This window comes from Abditibacteriota bacterium (assembly GCA_017552965.1).
GTDB lineage: Bacteria > Armatimonadota > UBA5829 > UBA5829 > UBA5829 > RGIG7931.
In genome coordinates, this window is the sequence record JAFZNQ010000109.1 from 1 (window position 1) to 4155 (window position 4155).

Sequence of the window (4155 nt, forward strand, 5' to 3'; positions counted from 1 at the left end):
GGTCACGAACCGGCCCAACGGGACAAAACATACTTACCCCCCGGCGGTGAGTATGGTGCCGTGCCGTGGCCCTTCCGACAGTTTGAAGGGGATCTCTTACCGGTTTTGCCTGACGTCAAAACCGCCGAGATGACGTCTGGATCGGCCGCCGACGATGGACCGGCCCAGCGGGACAGAGGAAAGCGTTCTTCTGAGTCTTGTGTCCATACCGAAGACCGGCCCCTCCCATTTGCCCTCTCCGTCTGTGACGGAGCAATGTAAGGGCAAATGGGCCCCACCGGAGGTCCCTTCCCCCAAATCGCGTAATGCTGACGCATTACATATATTGCGATTTGGGCCGGGATGACAAGAAGTTTTCCTCCGCAAAGCCGCAGGCTTTGCGGAGGAAAACAATGCCGTCCGATCGAGGAAAGCGCTATGCACTGCCAACCGCCGGGATGACGCGGGGCGTCCGGGGAAGAAATGCTGTCACGCGTTGATTTTGGTAAAAAGAAGTACTATAATAGTAGTGGAAAGAAAAGAATGACAGGGTTTTTCATCTGCCAAAGGACCGTATTATGAAAACACTCAGTGATGTCAGCATTGGCTCCAGCGCCCGTGTCGTGAAGATCCACGGCGAAGGCGCGCTGCGGCGCCGCATAATGGACATGGGCATCACCAAGGGCACCGAGATCTTCGTCAGGAAGGCTGCTCCCTTGGGCGATCCTCTTGAAATGACGCTGCGGGGCTACGAGCTCACCCTCCGCCGTGAGGACGCAGCCAGCATAGAGGTCGAATAAAGCCTTTTGGCGGACCTGCAAGACCCCCATATTCACGTTTCTTTTCCGACTTCATGGCGTCAGCCGTAGATCACGCCTGTTTGCCGGCTTTTGTCAGGCAAAAATACCCGGGCACGCTTTACGCTGCAGCCAAACCAGCGGCATTTGCTGCTGTCACGTTTATTTACCCAGAGGTGCTGTGATCGGATCAGCGGCATATCCGTCCCGGCTTCGGCCGCGCGGATAGGTGACCCTGCGGAGGATGCTCCCCGCAGAGCCAACGATGAGATCAGATTCGCGGCATATCCGCATGAGGCTTCGGCCCGGGCGGATAGGTGACCCTGCGGCGGTTTTCCCGCAGAGCCAAAGAAATAAAACGGTAATTTTCAAAGGGCCTCGGGCCCAGGGAGAAATAAATGAGTATCACAATAGCCCTCGCGGGCAATCCAAATAGTGGCAAGACCACTTTGTTCAACGCTCTTACGGGCTCGGATCAGTACGTTGGCAACTGGCCCGGCGTCACCGTAGAGAAAAAAGAAGGACATCTCAGGACTGACAAGTCCGTCACCGTCACCGACCTTCCGGGGATCTATTCGCTGTCCCCTTATTCACCCGAGGAAGTGGTGGCGCGTCAATACCTCACCGAAGACCGCCCCGACGTTATTCTCAACATCATCGACGGCACCAATCTGGAGAGAAATCTCTATCTGACCACACAGCTGCTGGAGCTGGGTATTCCCGTGGTGGCCGCCATCAACCACCTGGATCTGGTGGAAAAAAGACACATCCTCATCAATACACGGCTGCTTTCCGAAAGGCTCCGATGCCCGGTGGTGGAGATATCCGCCCTGAAAAAGACCGGTATCGACGAAGCCGTGGCAGCCGCCCGCAAGGCCGCCCAGGGAGGCCCCGTGGTCCCGCTGCACATCTTTTCCGGCGAGACGGAGCACGCTCTGGCCCACATAGAGGAAGCCTGCGTGCACGAGGTCTCCGAATTCAGGCAGCGCTGGTATGCAGTCAAGCTCTTTGAGCGGGATGAAGACGTCACCCACAAGCTGCTGCTGTCCGAGGAGGTCATGCGGCATATCGAAAACGATATCGCCGCGGTGGAAAAGCTGATGGGCGACACCTCCGACGCGGTGATAGTCAACGAACGCTACGACTTTATCAGCCGCATCACCAAAGATTGCTATACCAACGTGACTGCCGCCAGCGCCTCGGCCAGGATAGACAGCATAGTCACCAACAAATGGCTGGGGCTGCCCATATTTGCTGCGGTCATGTTTGTCATATACTACATAGCCATGTCCACCGTGGGCGTCGCCGCCACCGATTGGGCCAACGACTGCCTGTTCGGCGGCGGCTGGCACATCACCGGCGGCGCGGCTTACAGACAGGCTGCCGACGATTACGGCCAGGCCCTGAACGCAGCCCAGGCCTTCACCGGCGAGGAAGAGCCCACCGCCGCACAGGTGCTGAAGGCTCTCAGGGACAACGACGCCTCGTCCACTGCCGAGTATGCCCTGGAAGACGAAGAGACACTGGCCACCGAGACCATAGCCTTTGGCTACGAAGATCTGATCCACGCCTCCCGGGTCCTGGCAAAGTACAAGTATGAGGAGCCGGCTCCCGCCGATTACGGCGTGTACGTGCCCGGCGTGCCCTCCCTGGCGGACAAATGGCTTGACGGCAGCCCCGAATGGCTGCGGGGCCTAATCATCGACGGCGTGATCGCCGGCGTGGGCGCCGTGCTGGGCTTTGTGCCTCAGATATTCGTGCTCTTCTTCCTGCTGAGCTTTCTGGAAGGCTGCGGCTACATATCCCGTATCGCCTTTGTACTGGACAGGCTCTTCAGAAAGTTCGGCCTGTCGGGCAAGTCCTTCATACCCATCCTGATAGGCACCGGCTGCGGGGTACCCGGCATCATGGCTGCCCGGACCATCGAAAACCCCCAGAATCGCAGGCTGACGGTCATGACCACCACCTTTATACCCTGCAGCGCCAAGACGCCCTTTATCGCCATGATAGCCGGCGCCATCTTCGGAGGCTCGCCCTGGATAGCGGTGTCGGCCTATTTTATGGGTATCGCCGCCATCATCATATCGGGCGTCATTCTCAAAAAGACCCGCATGTTCGCCGGTGAGAGCACTCCCTTTGTCATGGAGTTGCCCGAGTATCACCTGCCCACCCTGTTGAGCATGCTCCGCAGGATGTGGGAACGGGGTATCAGCTACATCAAAAAGGCCTTTACCATCATATTCCTGTCCACCATATTCGTGTGGTTCACCACCTTTTTCGGCTGGACCGCCGACGGCTTCAGGATGCTGGCTGAGGACGAGCTGAATCTCAGCATACTGGCCCGCATAGGCTCCGCCGTCTGCTGGATATTCGCGCCCCTCGGGTGGGGCAACTGGCAGGCCGCCGTGGCTTCCATCACGGGCCTGGTGGCCAAGGAAAACATCGTGGGCACCCTGGGCATCCTCTACGGAGGCAGCGGAGATACTTACGGCACTATGGCAGCGTCCTTCACAGCCATCAGCGGCTTCAGCTTCCTGGCCTTCAATCTGCTGTGCGCTCCCTGCTTTGCCGCTATGGGCGCCATCAAGAGAGAGATGAACAGCCCCGGCTGGTTCTGGTTCGCCATCGGCTATCAGTGCGGCTTTGCCTGGTTGGTGGGCATGGTCATCTATCAGCTGGGAATGGCCTTCGCCGGGCACATGAACGTCATAGGCTTCGCAGCCGCCATAGCCATAGTCATATACGGACTGTATATGCTGGTGAAAAAGGAGAGGAAATATGCAACTGCTTAAAGAATTGCTGCCCACCCTGCTCCCCCTGGCCATACTGCTCCTGTGCGTGATACTGGCAGTCATCTCTGTGGTCAAGAACAAAAAGAAGGGCGGAGGCTGCGGCTGCGGCTGCGCCGACTGCCCGTCCAAAAACGGCTGCGGCAAGGATTGTGAGGACTGCCGCAAGAAATAAGACTCACTGCACACTCTATATATATGCTTGATGCGCTCCGGAAGACTTCCGGAGCGCTCTTCGTTGCCCGCCAGCCGGCTCTCCGCCGTCATCCAAACGCAGGACGTGCGTCATGTCCCGTTCAACAAAAACGTCATCTCGGCGCCCTGAACGAAGCGAAGGGCGGTAAGAGATCCCCTTCGATAGGACCGCGAGCCCTGGCTACGGACCGGCTCAACGGGACAAAACATACTTACCCCCGGCGGTGAGTATGGTGCCGTGCCGTGGCCCTTCCGACAGTTTGAAGGGGATCTCATATTCACCCCGCGAATACCTTTATTCGTGGGGGCCCCGAATTACCGGTTTTGCCTGACGTCAAAACCGCCGAGATGACGTCTGGATCGGCCGCCGGCCCGACGGGACAAAAAACCGGAAA

General features: G+C 58.2%; 3 protein-coding genes. All 3 read left to right on the forward strand.

The window, feature by feature from the left end; all coding sequences use genetic code 11:
• Window positions 1-557 precede the first annotated feature (557 nt).
• Entirely contained in the window at window positions 558-779 is a 222-nt protein-coding gene (locus IK083_08960) for a ferrous iron transport protein A (GenBank protein MBR4749679.1), read from the forward strand.
• Window positions 780-1174: 395 nt separating this feature from the next.
• Window positions 1175-3568, forward strand: a complete 2394-nt coding sequence (locus IK083_08965; protein ID MBR4749680.1) for a ferrous iron transporter B — start codon at window positions 1175-1177, stop codon at window positions 3566-3568.
• Window positions 3555-3740, forward strand: a complete 186-nt coding sequence (locus IK083_08970; GenBank protein ID MBR4749681.1) for a FeoB-associated Cys-rich membrane protein — start codon at window positions 3555-3557, stop codon at window positions 3738-3740. Before IK083_08965 ends, IK083_08970 begins: the two co-directional genes overlap by 14 nt.
• Window positions 3741-4155: the final 415 nt, after the last annotated feature.

Bases quoted from the DNA above. Each gene is read 5' to 3' on its own strand.
- IK083_08970 (MBR4749681.1), top strand. From the start codon at position 3,555: ATGCAACTGCTTAAAGAATTGCTGCCCACCCTGCTCCCCCTGGCCATA.
- IK083_08960 (MBR4749679.1), top strand. From the start codon at position 558: ATGAAAACACTCAGTGATGTCAGCATTGGCTCCAGCGCCCGTGTCGTG.
- IK083_08965 (MBR4749680.1), top strand. From the start codon at position 1,175: ATGAGTATCACAATAGCCCTCGCGGGCAATCCAAATAGTGGCAAGACC.